14 protein-coding genes and 1 pseudogene are annotated in these 15,631 nt (G+C 63.5%); 4 read left to right on the top strand and 11 right to left on the bottom strand.

Annotated elements, in window-relative coordinates; genetic code table 11:
* Nucleotides 1-95: 95 nt before the first annotated feature.
* From OKW28_RS22735 to OKW28_RS22725, 3 genes are read right to left on the bottom strand one after another with little or no spacing between them, the layout of a single operon-like run.
* Complete coding sequence (locus OKW28_RS22735) at nucleotides 96-1,004, bottom strand: anti-sigma factor family protein (RefSeq protein ID WP_429449122.1); 909 nt, start codon at nucleotides 1,002-1,004, stop codon at nucleotides 96-98.
* Nucleotides 1,001-1,564, bottom strand: coding sequence for an RNA polymerase sigma factor (locus OKW28_RS22730; protein WP_429449120.1), 564 nt, complete (start codon nucleotides 1,562-1,564; stop codon nucleotides 1,001-1,003). The genes OKW28_RS22735 and OKW28_RS22730 overlap by 4 nt, the downstream gene beginning before the upstream one ends.
* A 26-nt stretch (nucleotides 1,565-1,590) precedes the next feature.
* Complete coding sequence (locus OKW28_RS22725) at nucleotides 1,591-1,728, bottom strand: hypothetical protein (protein ID WP_167368637.1); 138 nt, start codon at nucleotides 1,726-1,728, stop codon at nucleotides 1,591-1,593.
* 437 nt (nucleotides 1,729-2,165) lie between these two features.
* Here OKW28_RS22725 and hfq point away from each other — a divergent pair, with 437 nt between their 5' ends.
* Nucleotides 2,166-2,639, top strand: coding sequence for an RNA chaperone Hfq (gene hfq / locus OKW28_RS22720; RefSeq protein ID WP_184029873.1), 474 nt, complete (start codon nucleotides 2,166-2,168; stop codon nucleotides 2,637-2,639).
* A gap of 30 nt (nucleotides 2,640-2,669) precedes the next feature.
* Here hfq and OKW28_RS22715 read toward each other — a convergent pair whose 3' ends face one another.
* Nucleotides 2,670-2,897 carry a hypothetical protein gene (locus tag OKW28_RS22715; protein ID WP_429449118.1) on the bottom strand — a complete coding sequence of 76 codons (228 nt, stop codon included), beginning with the start codon at nucleotides 2,895-2,897 and terminating at the stop codon, nucleotides 2,670-2,672.
* Nucleotides 2,898-3,101: 204 nt separating this feature from the next.
* Here OKW28_RS22715 and OKW28_RS22710 point away from each other — a divergent pair, with 204 nt between their 5' ends.
* The gene (locus OKW28_RS22710) at nucleotides 3,102-3,293 is read left to right on the top strand and encodes a hypothetical protein (protein WP_090805694.1); all 192 of its coding nucleotides are present in this window, start codon (nucleotides 3,102-3,104) and stop codon (nucleotides 3,291-3,293) included.
* Nucleotides 3,294-3,534: 241 nt separating this feature from the next.
* Here OKW28_RS22710 and OKW28_RS22705 read toward each other — a convergent pair whose 3' ends face one another.
* Complete coding sequence (locus OKW28_RS22705; RefSeq protein ID WP_429449116.1) at nucleotides 3,535-4,251, bottom strand: DUF2968 domain-containing protein; 717 nt, start codon at nucleotides 4,249-4,251, stop codon at nucleotides 3,535-3,537.
* Nucleotides 4,252-4,545: 294 nt separating this feature from the next.
* On the opposite strand from OKW28_RS22705, the pseudogene OKW28_RS22700 reads away from it, so the two are divergent.
* A pseudogene (locus OKW28_RS22700) lies at nucleotides 4,546-4,869 on the top strand (ShlB/FhaC/HecB family hemolysin secretion/activation protein); the annotation flags it as partial.
* 201 nt (nucleotides 4,870-5,070) lie between these two features.
* Entirely contained in the window at nucleotides 5,071-5,556 is a 486-nt protein-coding gene (locus tag OKW28_RS22695; protein WP_429449114.1) for a DUF2147 domain-containing protein, read from the top strand.
* 159 nt (nucleotides 5,557-5,715) lie between these two features.
* Here the strand turns inward: OKW28_RS22695 and OKW28_RS22690 are convergent, their stop codons facing one another.
* From OKW28_RS22690 to typA, 6 genes are all read right to left on the bottom strand, one after another.
* Complete coding sequence (locus tag OKW28_RS22690) at nucleotides 5,716-6,174, bottom strand: transposase (RefSeq protein ID WP_429449113.1); 459 nt, start codon at nucleotides 6,172-6,174, stop codon at nucleotides 5,716-5,718.
* 99 nt (nucleotides 6,175-6,273) lie between these two features.
* Nucleotides 6,274-7,371 (bottom strand): cell division protein ZapE, encoded by a 1,098-nt coding sequence (gene zapE / locus OKW28_RS22685; RefSeq protein WP_429449112.1) that lies wholly within the window; start codon nucleotides 7,369-7,371, stop codon nucleotides 6,274-6,276.
* A gap of 88 nt (nucleotides 7,372-7,459) precedes the next feature.
* Nucleotides 7,460-8,902: a dihydrolipoyl dehydrogenase gene (lpdA, locus tag OKW28_RS22680; RefSeq protein ID WP_429449110.1), complete on the bottom strand. Its 1,443-nt coding sequence runs from the start codon at nucleotides 8,900-8,902 to the stop codon at nucleotides 7,460-7,462.
* A 138-nt stretch (nucleotides 8,903-9,040) separates the two neighbouring features.
* On the bottom strand, nucleotides 9,041-10,318 hold the full coding sequence (gene odhB / locus OKW28_RS22675; RefSeq protein WP_429449108.1) for a 2-oxoglutarate dehydrogenase complex dihydrolipoyllysine-residue succinyltransferase: 1,278 nt from the start codon (nucleotides 10,316-10,318) through the stop codon (nucleotides 9,041-9,043).
* 140 nt (nucleotides 10,319-10,458) lie between these two features.
* Nucleotides 10,459-13,320, bottom strand: coding sequence for a 2-oxoglutarate dehydrogenase E1 component (locus tag OKW28_RS22670; protein ID WP_429449107.1), 2,862 nt, complete (start codon nucleotides 13,318-13,320; stop codon nucleotides 10,459-10,461).
* A gap of 403 nt (nucleotides 13,321-13,723) precedes the next feature.
* Nucleotides 13,724-15,553, bottom strand: a complete 1,830-nt coding sequence (typA, locus tag OKW28_RS22665) for a translational GTPase TypA (protein ID WP_429449105.1) — start codon at nucleotides 15,551-15,553, stop codon at nucleotides 13,724-13,726.
* Nucleotides 15,554-15,631 lie beyond the last annotated feature (78 nt).

Here is a 15,631-nt window from a genome sequence, read left to right as displayed (position 1 = left end):
GCGTCTCCTTGTCGGTCGGGTAACCCGCGGGTGCAGTCGCGCGGGCAGCTATGCGTGCGTCGCCGCTGACGGCCTTGACGACACGCTACCGCACGCTACTGCTGCCACGTCTCAGGCTTACCACCGAGCGCGCTGCACACGTCGACCGCGATCTCGCGCAGCTTGCCTTCCGCGATCGCGCCAGACAGCGCGTAGCCCATGCCGTCGCTGATCCAGTAAAAGGTGCGGCGGTTGCCGTCGCGAAACAGGCGGAACGCGGTTTCGCCGCGGGTGACGCCGGTCACGTACAGCGTCAGGCGCGCGCCGGCCTGGTTCTCGTACATGAACTGCGCAGCCGGCCCGGCCTCGCCGGGCAACAGCCGGCCGCCCACCAGCGAATAACCATACTCCTGCAGCGACGGCACCGAGAGCGGACGATTCAGCCGCTTCGACAGCCAGGTGATCAGATGCTCCTCTTCGCTCGCGGCGACTTCGACCGGATGACGCCGCTCCGGCGAGTACACCGCGTACGCGATATCCGCGCGCTGCGCAAAACCGGCCGGCTGTCCGCCGAAGCCGCTCCACGCGCCGCCGGTCAGCCGCGGCGCGAGCGGACCGAGGGCCAGCGCGAGCCCGGCACCGGCCGCGAGCCAGCAGGCGGCGAGACCCGCGCGCTGCCACCACGGCCGCGTCCGACGCACGACAATAAAAGCCGGCTCCTCCGCCTCCGTGGGCTGGCTGCCTGCATAGCTTCGCTCGCCGGCTTCAGCGGCTTGCTGCCGATCGTCGGCCCGCTGCCCTGCTTGCGCTTGCCGCGCATCGCTGTCCGGCGCGCCGCACAGCGCCCGCAGCGCCGCCTTCTGCGCGCGCCACGCGGCCACGCGCGCGGTGGCCTGCGGATGCTGGCGAAGCTGCGTTTCGATCGCGGCGCGCTGCTCTTCCGGCAATTCGCCATCGACATAGGCCGACAGCGCGCGCAGATCGAGCTCGTCATGCAAGCCGGAATCGGAGTCATCGTTGTTCATTGTCGGTTTCTCACCACTTTCAGCGGCGCGACTTTATGCGCCGCCCGCGGCGCACGGGGCTGCGGTCCGTGCATCGGCCCTGGCGGCTGCTCGCACAGCAACGCGCGCATATGCTCGCGCGCGCGCGACAGCCGCGACATCACCGTACCGATCGGCACCCCCAGCGCGCTCGATGCCTCCTGGTACGTCAGTTCCTCGACGCACACCAGCAGCAGCACCTCACGCTGCTCGAGTGGCAGGCAGTACAGCGCGCGCTGCACGTCGCGCAGCACCAGACCGTCGACCTCGCCGTGCGGCGCCTCGAGATTGCGCCACGGCGCGCTTTCGTCGTCGACGGCGATCTCGCGGCGCCCGCGCAGCTGGTCGATGTACAGATGCCGCAGGATCGTCAGCAGCCACGCGCGCAGGTTGCTGTTCGGCCGGAATGCCGACCAGCGCGCAAGCGCGCGCTCCGCCGTATCCTGCACGAGGTCGTCGGCCCAGGCGCGGTCGCCCGTCAGTGCGCGCGCATAGCGGCGCAGTTGGGGCAGCCACGCGATCACTTCCGCTTCGAATGTCACCCGGCGTGCCAGGCTCGGTCGCGGCGTTAGTAGCCGCCGCCGCTGCTGTTGCTGTTGTTGCTCGAACCCGACGCGGCGTTGTCGGTATCGGCCGCGTGCGCGAGGGAGCCGCACGCGAGCGCGAGCAGGACGAAGAGCGCTGACAGAATACGGGATGCTTTCATGGTGAGCCTCCTGGCAGATGCCCGGCACGCGATCGACCGACCGGCGCGGCGGGCGGCAGCCGCGGAATGCGCTACTGCCATACTGGACTTAACGCCGCGATCGCGTGGTTTATTCCATCGCCGTCGTGGCGCTGTTTCGCTGCGCCGTTTCTCCGGGCTTTTTCGCGGTGCTTCGACGCCGCCGCCGTGGTCGCGCAACATGCCCCTATGTTCTTCCTTTTCCGCCAACCATGCCGGCAATGCCTGGAGAGACCGGAAGAAGACGACATTGACCAGCAGATTCGTAACTCAACGTTACAGTCCCGCGTTATCGGATGCTTATGTGCTCACAAGTCGTTATAGTGGACAAAGTTCGCCCCGTCGACGCGTTCTGCCCCCGCATAGGGTAGAAAGGGTAAAATCGCGGCGAACCACCGTCTATCTAACCTGAATTGTCCATGGCTTCCGCAGAATCGCATCCGCAAAACGACTTCATGAACGCTGCGCGCAAGGAACGAAAGCGCGTCGAGATCTATCTGGTCAACGGCATCCGCCTGACCGGATGCATCGAGTCGTTCGATCAGTACCTGGTGATGCTGCGCACGCCGGTTGGCCTGCAAGGCATCTACAAGCGCGCGATCTCCACGATCCAGCTCGACACCGGCACGCGGCCGGCGCCGCGCACGGGCCGAACGTCGCATGGCGAACATGGCGCGCGCGGTCCCCATGGTTCGCGCGAACATCGCGAGCCGCGCGAAGGGCGTGAATCGTACGGCACGCCGTCGGCGGAACGCGCACCGAGCGAGCGCAGCGGCAACTCCGAAGGTCCGGTGGTCGTCACGCGGCGGCGGCGTCTGTTCGGCACCGGCGGCGAAAGCGGCAATCATGGCGGCAACCACGGCGGCGGCAGCCCCGGCGGCAATCAGGAATAAATACGAAGAAGCTGTAGCGGCCGCGCCTCGCTACTCCGCGGACGAACCGAGGCGCCGCAGAATTTTCTCCAGTTGGGTCAGCTGACGCTCGGTCAGCTCGAATCTCCCCTTGACCGCCAGCACGCGGCGCCGCCAGTAGCCAGCGTCGAATAGGTGCAGCGCCGGTTGCCGCGTCGCCCAATCCAGGTGTTCCAGTTCGGCTTCCACGACGTGGGCTGCAAGCACTCGTCGCGTGCTCGCCGGCTTTTTCCCGTTCATCTGGTTCGCTGTGTGATGGATCGATGGAGGTGACGTTCGCGGCTCAAGCGCGGCTCAAGCGCGGCTCGAGCGCGGCCGGGACACTCGGAGAACGAATCGATGCCGGCCGGTTTTAAACGACGCGCCTGCGCCATCCGGCGGTCGTTCGCCGATAGCCGCGATGCGCTATGCTGAATGATCGACCCTCTACCGATGGAGCGCGCCATGACCAGCAAAAACCAGCATGCCTCCCGACCGGCGCGCACGCGCCGGACGCCCCCGACGTCCGCCGATACGCGGCTCGACGAAGCGCTGATGGAAAGCTTTCCCGCCAGCGATCCGATCGCCGTCGACGTGACGCAGCCGCCTCGCGAACGGATGCGCAAAACGCAAGCGGATACGCGCAAGCGGCATTGAAGTCGCGCCGTCTCGTGTCGTACGACGGCGGCGCACAACGACACGGCAACGAGCCGTCAGGGCTCGCGAAAAATGCCGAGTGCAAATGCCGAAAAGCCCGGCGGTAAAAGTGCGATGCACGGGCTGGCGGGGTGCGGAAAGCACCGATCAAACATAACAACGGTAACGCCCGCGGACGAGCCGGACGGCGCACCGATTTCCACGCCGTCCCGCCACTCCACCCAGGCTCACACCGTCGCGCTCAATGCACCGGCAAGCCGCTATTGAGCTGACGCTGCAGGTCGCGCACCTGGCGCTGCGCGACGCGCAACTGATCCTGCGCGGCGGCTTTCTGCTGCGCCAGTTCGGTTGCCTCGGCGCGCTTCTGCTCCTGCTGGCTCGCGACGATGCTTTGCTGCTGACGCGCGACGTCGAGGTCGGCCTGCAGCCGGCTCGCGCGATCCTGCGACAGCGCGACCATGCGCTGCGTGAACGCCTTCTGCGCTTCGAGTTGCGTACGGCGGATCTCGATGTCCGACAGTTGCATCGTCTGCCGCGCGAAATCCTTGTAGATCAGCTCGGCGCGGGCGGCGTCCTGCGACTTGATCACGCGCCAGAAGTTTTTCTGCTGGAACAGCGCGACGTAGTAGGTCATCTCCTTGCCGTAGAACAGCAGGCTCGCGCCATAGCTGCCGTTATACGTGGTGCGCAATTCGCTCAGATCCGGGCCGTGGATCATCTGCTGCAATTCAGCCACGTTCCCGGTGGCGGATTGCCGGTTTTCATCCGGCGTCAGTGCAGTGGTTTCCGCCTGGCCAGCCTGCGAGGTGTCGGGCAACGCACTCGTCGTACCCGGCTGGGACACGACCGTACCGCTCGCACCACTGTTCTGCAGAGCCTGTGCATTCGCGCCCTGAAGGGCCCCCAATACGATGCATGCGGCCAGAGCAATCTCTCGTAGCTTCGACTTTCGGTCCATGTGATACCTGTTGAACAGATTTTGTTTTAGTAGAAAACGGGGAATTATTACTCACTTTCGCGGGTTTCGGGCTCTTCGTCGAAAATATGGTACTTGCGCGTTTGCTTCTATAACAGGCACAAGCGTAGTCCCGCCTCACCGGCGCGGCGGTAGACGACGATCCGTTCGATTCGCTGCCGCTGATCGACGCGCCCCACCGCGGTCCGAACCTGACCGTGCAGGTCGACGGCGGGAAGTCGATTTCGTTCGACGAAGTCGCGCAACGCTTCACACCGCTCGTCGGCAAGGACATGCTATGAGCCGGGCGATGCGTCGGGTGATTCCGGCTGGGGCGCGACGGTCGAGGTCAACCGGCCGATCACGCTCGGCTTCACATATCTGCGTTCGTTCACGCCGTATGTGTCGTTTGACGTAGCGCCCGTCTATCTGCACGCGGGCACGCCGTCGCGGTTGCGGTTGCGGTTGCGGTTTTCATCGATCGTATTCGGCTTCGGCGTTTCGGATGCGCACTGCTACAGCCTCGATGTGTCCGTCGGAAAAGCGGTCGGTGATGCGCCGGTGGAGAGCGCATCGCACAGTCCGCGCATCAACGCGAGGTTCTGCTACCGGCTGAATTGACACGCTTCAGAAGTGCCGCGAGCGGATTAGAAGCTCCACTATCAAACGACGCATGCACTTTCGCGTATTCTGCGCTGACGATGCAAACGGCACATCGCTGGCATCGTTCCGCATCGGGAGGGCCGGTACCGCGCATCCGACCACGATGCCCATAACGCCGCGCGACCATGATCGCGCTGTCTCATATCAACGAGGAAGGCAATGACGCAATTCACTCGACGTGCCGGCGCGCTTGCGCTGCGCACCGCCCGTCACGCCGCGCTCGCCGGCGCCTTGCTCGCCAGCGCCGTGACCGCGATGGCGCAGACCGATACACCGATCGGCACGTGGCAAACCATCGACGATCACACGGGCCAGCCGAAGGCGCTCGTGCAGATCACACAAGACAGCAATGGCGAACTGAACGGAAAGGTTATCAAGGGTCTCGGCGCGAACGACCAGCCGGATCGCCGTTGCACCGAATGCACCGACGCGCGCAAGGATCAACCGGTCCTCGGCATGACCATCATCAACAGCATGAAGAAGGATGGCGACGAGTGGGATCACGGCCAGATTCTCGATCCTGAAAACGGCAAGGTCTACAAATGCAAGATGCATCTCGAGGACGGCGGCAACAAGCTCGTGGTGCGTGGCTACATTGGGGTCGCGCTGCTTGGCCGCTCGCAAACGTGGATACGGCAGCAATGAGGGTCGACGTGCGGCGCATGCGTGGCGCCTGGCACGTCGCCTGAATATGCGCATGATGCTGCAACGATGCGCGCTCCGCATCAGGAAGTGCAACATAAAAAACGGCCGGCGATCAAGAATCGCGCGGCCGTTTTCATTGGGGCAAGCTGTTTGCGATGGTCATGCTGCCTGCTTGAGCGGTGCAGCGTAAGCGACCGGCGACGCCGGCACCGACGTGGCCGGTACCGGATTGTATCCGGCGGCCGGAACACGAAACGCCGCGGGCACGCGCTTGGACGCGGCGCGCTTGTGCTGCACGCTCGCGTGCGTGCGCATACGCGCTTCCATCAATCTGCAGAAATCTTCGCTCGCGGTGCCGAGCAGTAGCTCCGTGACGTGCTTGAGCACGCCCGATTCGTACCACGACTTGAAGCGGCGATGACAGGTCTGATATGACGGGTAGCGGCGCGGCATTGCGGACCAGGTGGCACCGCTATACATGACCCAAAGCACGCCGTTGAGCACCGAGCGGGTATTGGCAAGTGGACGACCACGCATTTCGGTACGCGGCCGGAGTTCGGGCAGCAGTGGCGCAACGCGCTGCCATTCTTCATCGGTGATTTCGCGATACGGGTTCATGCTTCCTCCTTTGTCAGAACAACGACAAAAGATAGCCAGTCATCCGTGCGCGGAATATCAGACCACTCCGATTCCTGAAAATGTGTCGTGCGCGGTAGCTCAGGTTAGGGACGTGTCGACGATCCGGCGCGGCGTGTCGAGATACTCCTTCGACTGCATCTCGACGATGCGCGACACCGTACGCGTGAATTCATTAGCCATCGGACCGTCGACGTACAACTGCTCCGGCGGCACCGCAGCCGACATCAACAGCTTGACCTTGTGATCGTAGAACACGTCGATGAGCCACGTGAAGCGGCGCGCTTCCGACGCCATGCGCACCGACATCTGCGGCACGTCCGACAGGATCACCGCGTGAAAGCGGGTCGCGAGTTCGAGGTAGTCGTTCTGCGAGCGCGGGCCCCCGCACAGCGTCGCGAAGTCGAACCAGACCACGCCGTCCGCGCGGCGCAGCGCCTTCAGCTCGCGCTTCTCGATATGCAGCAGCGGGCTTTCGTCGGGCACCGCGGCGAGGCGCGCAAAGGCGTCGCGCAGCGCCTTGCCGGCGGCGGCGTCCAGTGGCGTGTGATAGACCTCCACCTGCGCGAGCGTGCGCTGGCGATAATCGATCCCCGCGTCGACGTTGATCACGTCGAGCTTCTGCTTGATCAGCTCGATCGCGGGCAGCATGCGGTCGCGATGCAGGCCGTCCGGGTACAGCGTGTCGGGCGCGTAGTTTGACGTCATCACGAACTGCACGCCGTTCTCGAACAGCTTGTCGAGCAGGCGATACAGGATCATCGCGTCGGCGATATCCGACACGTGGAATTCGTCGAAACAGATCAGCCGATAGCGCTTCGCGATGCGGCGCGCGAGTTCGTCGAGCGGATCGGCCTGGCCTTTGAGTTCTTCGAGTTCACGATGCACTTCGCGCATGAACTCGTGGAAGTGCAGACGGGTTTTGCGATGCAACGGCACGATCATGTAGAAGCTGTCCATCAGGAAGCTCTTGCCGCGGCCCACGCCGCCCCACATGTACACGCCGCGCGGCAGATCGGGGTGAATGATCAGCTTCCTGAGCGCGTTCGAGCGGCGCGACTTGTATGCGACCCACTCTTCATAGCACCGCTGCAGGCGGTCGACCGCCGCGCGCTGCGCCGGGTCGGATTGATAGCCGCGCGTCTGCAGTTCTTTTTCGTAGTATTCGGTGACGTTCATCGTGTTGCTGTAAAAAGAAAGGCGGGAGGGATTGAACCCCGCCCGCCTTTGGTGATGCCAAGGTTGCGTTTCGGTCAGGCGTGCGTGCTTACATGTTCAGCGCGCGCTTGTCGACGGCGAGTGCCGCTTCGCGCATGACTTCCGACAGCGACGGGTGCGGATGGCAAATACGGCCGATGTCTTCCGACGCCGCCTTGAACTCCATCGACACCACGGCTTCCGCGATCAGGTCCGATGCGTTCGCCGAGATGATGTGCACGCCGAGCAGTTCGTCGGTCTTCGCGTCGGCGATCATCTTGACGAAACCGTCCGCCTTGTTGATGCCGAGCGCGCGGCCGTTCGCCATGAACGGGAACTGGCCGGTCTTGATCTCGCGGCCTTCCGCCTTCAGTTGCTGCTCCGTCTTGCCGACCCATGCGATTTCCGGTTCGGTGTAGATCACCCACGGAATGCAGTTGTAGTCGATGTGCGGCTTCTGGCCGTCGATTACTTCCGCGACCAGCACGCCTTCGTCTTCAGCCTTGTGCGCAAGCATCGGGCCACGCACCACGTCGCCGATCGCGTACACGTTCGGCACCGCCGTCGCGCAATGGTCGTCCACGTCGATGAAGCCGCGCTCGTTGGCCTTCAGGCCGATCGCTTCGAGGCCGAGGTTGTCGGTGTTCGGCACGCGGCCGACCGACACGACCAGGCGGTCGGCTTCGAGCGTCTGCGCGTTGCCGTCCTTGTCCGTGTAGGCGATCGTCACGCCGTTTTCGCTCGTCTTCACTTCGCCGACCTTCACGCCGACTTGGATGTCGAGACCTTGCTTCTTGAACTGCTTGGCCGCTTCCTTCGACAGCGCCTGGTCAGCCACGCCGAGGAATTCCGGCAGCGCTTCGAGCACGGTCACGTCCGCGCCGAGGCGGCGCCACACCGAGCCGAGTTCCAGACCGATCACGCCTGCGCCGATCACGGCGAGCTTCTTCGGTGCCGTGTCGAACGAGAGTGCGCCTTCGTTGTCGGCGATCAGCTTGTTGTCGACCGGAATGCCCGGCAGATGACGCGCCTTCGAACCCGTTGCGATGATCACGTTCTTCGCCGTGACGACTTCGCTGCTTGCACCATCTTCGCCTTCGCCGCTCACTTCGATCTGCACGCCGGCGTCCGTCTTGCCGGTGAACTTGCCATGGCCCTTGAGCCACGTGATCTTGTTCTTGCGGAACAGGAATTCGATGCCCTTGGTCATCTTCTCGACGATGCCGTCCTTGCGGCCCATCATCTTCGAGACATCGACCGAGACGTTTTCCACCGAGATGCCGTGGTCGGCAAGGTGATGCGACGCGTTCTCGAACTCTTCCGACGAAGCGAGCAGCGCCTTCGACGGAATGCAGCCGACATTCAGGCAAGTGCCGCCGAGCTTCAGCGTGCCGGCCGGGTTCTTCCACTTTTCGATACATGCGACGGTCTTGCCGAGCTGCGCTGCGCGGATGGCGGCGATGTAACCGCCAGGGCCTGCGCCGATCACGACGACCTCAAATTCTTTGGACATGACAATCCCTTTGATGGCGGAACGGCGCCGGGCCACTCGAGGTGGCGCGCGCCGTTCCTGTACTGCGGAATGCTAAAGACGTGCTACGGATGACGCCGGCCCGCGCAAACCGCCGGCCGGCGTCGGTGGAACGTGCGCTTACAGGTCGAGCAGCAGGCGAGCCGGATCTTCCAGCGCATCCTTCATCGCGACCAGCGACAGCACTGCTTCGCGGCCGTCGATGATACGGTGGTCGTACGACAGCGCGAGGTAGTTCATCGGGCGGATCACGATCTGGCCGTTTTCGACCACTGCGCGTTCCTTGGTGGCGTGCACGCCGAGAATCGCGGATTGCGGCGGGTTGATGATCGGGGTGGACAGCATCGAGCCGAACACGCCGCCGTTCGAGATCGAGAACGTACCGCCGGTCATTTCTTCGATGGACAGCTTGCCGTCCTTCGCCTTCTGGCCAAATTCGGCGATCTTCTTCTCGATGTCGGCGAGGCTCAGCTGATCTGCATTGCGCAGGATCGGCACCACCAGACCGCGCGGCGAACCGACAGCGATACCGATGTCGAAGTAGCCGTGGTAGACGATGTCGTTACCGTCGATCGACGCGTTCACGAGCGGGAACTTCTTCAGCGCGTGAACAGCCGCCTTCACGAAGAACGACATGAAGCCGAGCTTCACGCCGTGTTCCTTTTCGAACTTGTCCTTGTACTTGTTGCGCAGCTCCATGACCGGCGCCATGTTCACTTCGTTGAACGTCGTGAGGATGGCGTTGGTTTGCTGCGACTCGAGCAGACGCTCGGCGATACGAGCACGCAGACGCGACATCGGCACGCGCTGTTCCGGACGGTCCTTCAGCCATTGATCGGCCGATGCCGGGGCCTTGACGTCCGGCAGCGACGGCTTCGCAGCCTTCGGTGCGGCAGCCGGAGCCGGTGCAGCCTTGGCAGCCGCCGGAGCAGCCTGGCCAGCGACGAGCACGTCGCCCTTCGTGATACGGCCGTCGCGGCCCGTGCCGGCGACGTCGCCAGCAGCCAGACCCTTCTCTGCCATCAGCTTGCCGGCGGCCGGCGAAGCAGCGGTGTTCGAGCCCGTTGCGACAGCCGCCTGAGCCGCCGGTGCGGGAGCCGCGGCAGCGACCGGAGCCGGCTTCACTTCGGCTTCGACAGCGGCGGCGCCTGCGGTGCCTTCGGTGTCGATCTTCGCGATCACCTGCTCAGCCGTGACCGTGTCGCCGTCGTTCGAGATGACTTGCGCGAGCACGCCTGCTGCCGGAGCCGGCACTTCGAGCACGACCTTGTCGGTCTCGATTTCGATGAGGATTTCGTCCTGAGCGACAGCCTCGCCCGGCTTCTTCTTCCACTGCAGCATGGTCGCTTCCGAGACCGATTCGGAGAGCTGGGGAACCTTGACTTCAACAATAGCCATTATGAATATCCTGAATACGTATCGGGTGACGGCGCTTCTTCACGACCGCCTGCGAACCGTGAACGCCGCGCCTGAACCTCATGGGATCGTTCGGCGCGGCGCGGGAAAGCGCGCTGCGCTTTCCCGGCTCGTCTGTTTCTTTATTTAGCGATCGACGCGCTCTTGAGGCGGCCGAAAGCGCCTTCGACCAGCGCCTTCTGCTGCTCGTAGTGCTTCGCGTAGTAGCCGACTGCAGGGGAAGCCGAAGCCGGACGGCCGCTGTACGCCAGCTTCTGCCCTTCCTTCATGCCTTCCTTCAGATGGTGCTCGATGTAGAACCACGGGCCCTGATTCTGCGGCTCGTCCTGCACCCACACCACTTCGGTTGCGTTGTCGTACTTCTTCATTTCCGCTTCGAACTGCTTGTGCGCGAACGGATAGAGCTGTTCGATACGGATGATTGCGACGTCGTTCGCTTTCGCTTCGCGGCGATGCGCGACCAGGTCGTAGTACACGCGGCCCGAGCAGGCCACCACGCGCTTGACCTTCTTCACGTCGATGGTTTCGTCCACTTCGCCGATGACCGGCTGGAACGAACCCTTCGCGAGTTCCGACAGATCCGACACGGCTTCCTTGTGACGCAGCAACGACTTCGGCGTCGCGACGATCAGCGGCTTGCGGAACAGGCGGATCATCTGGCGACGCAGCAGGTGGAAGACCTGCGCCGGCGTGGTCGGCTGAACGACCTGCATGTTGTGGTCTGCGCACAGTTGCAGGAAACGCTCGATACGCGCCGACGAGTGCTCCGGACCCTGGCCTTCGTAGCCGTGCGGCAGCAGCATGGTCAGGCCCGACACGCGGCCCCACTTCACTTCGCCCGACGAGATGAACTGGTCGATCACGACTTGCGCGCCATTCACGAAGTCGCCGAACTGCGCTTCCCACGCGACGAACGTGTTCGGTTCAGCGGTCGAGTAACCGTATTCGAAGCCGAGCACCGCTTCTTCCGACAGCACCGAGTCGATCACCGTGAACTTCGCCTGACCTTCGGCGATGTTCTGCAGCGGCACGTAGGTGCCGTCGTTCCAGCGCTCGCGGTTCTGGTCGTGCAGCACTGCGTGACGGTGCGTGAACGTGCCGCGGCCCGAATCCTGACCGGTCAGACGAACTGCGTAGCCCGAAGCGACCAGCGATGCGAACGCGAGGTGCTCGCCCATGCCCCAGTCGAGCTTCGCTTCGCCGCGGCCCATGGCGCGACGGTCGTTGATCACGCGCTCGACGAGCGGGTGAACCTTGAAGTTTTCCGGAATCGTGGTGATGCGTTCGGCGAGGCGCTTCAGTTCCGCGAGCGGCACGGCCGTGTCGGCCGCGTCGGTCCACTTGCGGTTCAGGAACGGCACCCAGTCCACCGCGTACTTGCTCTTGTAGTTCGAGAGCACCGGATCGACCGTGTGGTGGCCCTCGTCCATCGCCTTGCGATAGGCCTTGACGAATTCCTCGCCATCCTCGGCCTTGATGATGCCCTGCTGAACGAGCTTTTCAGCGTACAACGCACGCGTGCCGGGGTGCTTCGAAATCGTCTTGTACATCAGCGGCTGCGTGACCGCCGGGGTGTCCTGCTCGTTGTGGCCCAGCTTGCGGAAGCAGACGATGTCGACGACGACGTCCTTGTGGAACTGCATGCGGAAGTCGATCGCCATCTGGGTGGCCAGCACGACCGCTTCGGGATCGTCACCGTTCACGTGCAGCACCGGCGCTTCGATCATCTTGACGACGTCCGAGCAGTACAACGTGGAGCGCGAGTCGCGCGGGTCCGACGTCGTGAAGCCGATCTGGTTGTTGATGACGATGTGCAGCGTGCCGTGCGTGCCGTAACCGCGCGTTTGCGCGAGGTTCAGCGTTTCCATCACGACGCCCTGGCCGGCGAAAGCCGCGTCGCCGTGGATCTGCACCGGCAGCACCTGAACGCCGTTTTCGTCGCCGCGACGGTCCATACGCGCCTTCGCCGAGCCCTCGACCACCGGGTTGACGATTTCGAGGTGCGACGGGTTGAACGCGAGCGACAGGTGAACCGGGCCGCCTTCCGTCGCGACGTCCGACGAGAAGCCCTTGTGGTACTTCACGTCGCCAGCCGGCAGATCATCGACGTGCTTGCCTTCGAATTCGGCGAACAGGTCTGCCGGCATCTTGCCGAGCGTATTGACCAGCACGTTCAAACGGCCACGGTGAGCCATCGCGATGACGATTTCCTGAACGCCGCGCAGACCGCCGTGACGCACGACTTCGTCCATCGCCGCGATGAAGCTCTCGCCGCCTTCGAGCGAGAAGCGCTTCTGGCCGACGTACTTGGTGTGCAGGAAACGCTCGAGGCCTTCGGCGGCCGTCAGGCGATTCAGGATGTGCTTCTTCTTGTCGTTGTTGAAACTCGGCGTCGAACGGATCGATTCGAGGCGTTCCTTCCACCAGCGCTTCTGCTCCGGATCGCTGATGTACATGTACTCGGCGCCGATCGTGCCGCAGTACGTGTCGCGCAGGGCTTTGACGATCTCGCGCAGCGTCGCGCGCTCGAACCCGAAGTACAGATTCGTTGCGCTGAACTCCTGGTCCATGTCGGCTTCGGTGAAGTCGTAGAACGCGGGTTCAAGTTCGGGGATCGCGGGACGCTCGCGGCGCTTCAGAGGATCGAGATTGGCCCATTGCGAGCCGAGGAAGCGATATGCGCCGATGAGGGACTGGACGTAAACCTGTTTGCGGGCGGTTGCGAGATCTTCGCCGCCGGCCGTTGCGCGCGGCAGGAAGGCATTGGCCTTGGCGCGCTGGGCAAACGATTCGACGATCGGGCCATGGGCCACGTCGTTGGCGTTGCTGCCGTCCGATGCGGGCACGTTCTGCAACGCATCGAAATAGCTGCGCCAGGTCTCGGGCACTGACGCCGGATTATCGAGATACGCTTCGTACATTTCTTCAACGTACGGAGCATTGCCGCCGAACAGATAAGAGTTCGACTGGAATTGCTTCATCATTTTTACGCTCACCTTTCTTCGAGTTTCTCGAGAAATAGCGGGTTACCGAACCTTCCGCGACACGGCCTGACCGTTTAGCGGATTGCGCGAATCAAGTCTTGCTTGGAAGGACCTAAAACTTTGCACCCGGGAGCATAGCACAGAACGAATAGCCCAGATAGCGAACGGCACAGGTGCAAAGCCTGTGATGGCGGGCGTTTCGCGGGCGACGGGGTGCCTTTTCACAGCGCGCAACAGTGTTCTGTGGGAAATGGAGGCGAAGGGCGTGACAGGTCGCGACACTTGGGGCGCAGCGGGAAATGATCGGCATGATGCAGCGCCGCCAATTTTGATGCGCCAAAAACAACGAAGCCACCCGAAGGTGGCTTCCGTTCCCTGCTATTCAGACAGGTTTGCGTCCCGCTTACTCGCCGGCAACCTTGTTGCGGCTCGCGCTGCGGCGCTCGTGTTCCTTCAGGTAGCGCTTGCGCAGACGGATCGACTTTGGCGTGACTTCGACGAGTTCGTCGTCGTCGATGAACTCGACCGCGTATTCGAGCGACAGTTGAACCGGCGGCACGAGACGCACGGCTTCGTCGGTGCCCGATGCGCGCACGTTCGTGAGCTGCTTACCCTTGATCGGGTTCACGACGAGGTCGTTGTCGCGGCTGTGAATACCGATGATCATGCCTTCGTACAGCGCCTCGCCGGGCGACACGAACATGCGGCCGCGATCCTGCAGCTTCCACAGTGCGTACGCGACTGCCGCGCCGTCGTCCTGCGAGATCAGCACGCCGTTGCGACGCTCGCCGACCGCGCCTTCCTTGACCGGCTGGTACGAATCGAACGTGTGGCTCATCAGACCCGTGCCGCGCGTGAGCGTGAGGAATTCCGACTGGAAGCCGATCAGACCACGCGCCGAAATACGGTACTCGAGACGCGTGCGGCCACGGCCGTCCGATGCCATGTCGAGCATTTCGCCCTTGCGGCGGCCAAGTTCTTCCATCACGCCGCCCTGGTGCGTGTCTTCCATGTCGACGGTCAGGTTTTCATACGGCTCGTGCTTCACGCCGTCGACTTCCTGCATCACGACGCGCGGACGCGACACGGCCAGCTCGTAACCTTCGCGCCGCATGTTTTCCACCAGAATGGTCAGGTGCAGCTCGCCGCGGCCCGCCACTTCGAACGTGGTTTCGTCGCCGGTGTCCTTCACGCGCAGCGCGACGTTGTGATTCAGCTCCTTCATCAGGCGGTCGCGAATCTGACGGCTCGTGACGAACTTGCCTTCGCGGCCCGCGAGCGGCGACGAGTTGACGAGGAAGTTCATCGTCAGCGTGGGTTCGTCGACGGTGATCATCGGCAGCGCTTCCGGCTGTTCCGGAGAGCAGATCGTCACGCCGATGCCCACTTCCTCGATACCGTTGATCAGCACGATGTCGCCCGCCTCGGCCGAGTCGACCTGCACGCGATCGAGGCCCTTGAACGACAGCACCTGGTTGATCTTGCGATTGAGGATTTCGCCTTCCGGGCCCGAGCGCACCGCGACGGCCATGCCCGGCTTGATGCGGCCGCGCGTGATACGGCCAATGCCGATACGACCAACGTACGACGAGTAGTCGAGCGACGTGATTTGCAGTTGCAGCGGACCTTCCGGGTCGGCCGGGCGCACCGGCACGTGCTGCAGGATTGCCTCGAACAAAGGACGCATGTCGCCGTCGCGTACATCAGGCGTGAGACCCGCGTAGCCGTTCAGGCCCGATGCGTAGACGATCGGAAAGTCGAGCTGCTCTTCGCTGGCGCCGAGCTTGTCGAACAGGTCGAAGGTCTGGTTGATCACCCAGTCGATCCGCGCGCCCGGACGGTCGACCTTGTTGACCACGACGATCGGCTTCAAACCCAGCGCGAGCGCCTTCTTCGTGACGAAGCGGGTTTGCGGCATCGGGCCTTCCACCGCGTCGACGAGCAGCAGCACCGAGTCGACCATCGACAGCACGCGCTCCACTTCGCCGCCGAAGTCGGCGTGCCCCGGCGTGTCGACGATATTGATGTGCGTGCCCTCGTACTCCACCGCGCAGTTCTTCGACAGGATCGTGATGCCGCGCTCTTTTTCGATGTCGTTCGAGTCCATCACGCGCTCGGCGATCTGCTGGTTCTCGCGGAACGTGGCGGTCTGACGGAGGAGCTGGTCGACGAGCGTGGTCTTGCCGTGGTCGACGTGAGCAATGATGGCGATGTTGCGTAGGGCGCGGGTCATAGGAAACCTGAAGACGGTTGAGTGCGCCGCTTGCTTATGCTGCTGGTTGAGGAGCCAAACCACGACAACAAGCCCAAA

The organism is Paraburkholderia sp. 40, from assembly GCF_050434105.1.
Lineage (GTDB): Bacteria > Pseudomonadota > Gammaproteobacteria > Burkholderiales > Burkholderiaceae > Paraburkholderia > Paraburkholderia tuberum.
The sequence above is the reverse complement of the archived record's forward strand: the minus strand, read 5'-3'. Positions and strand labels throughout refer to the sequence as shown.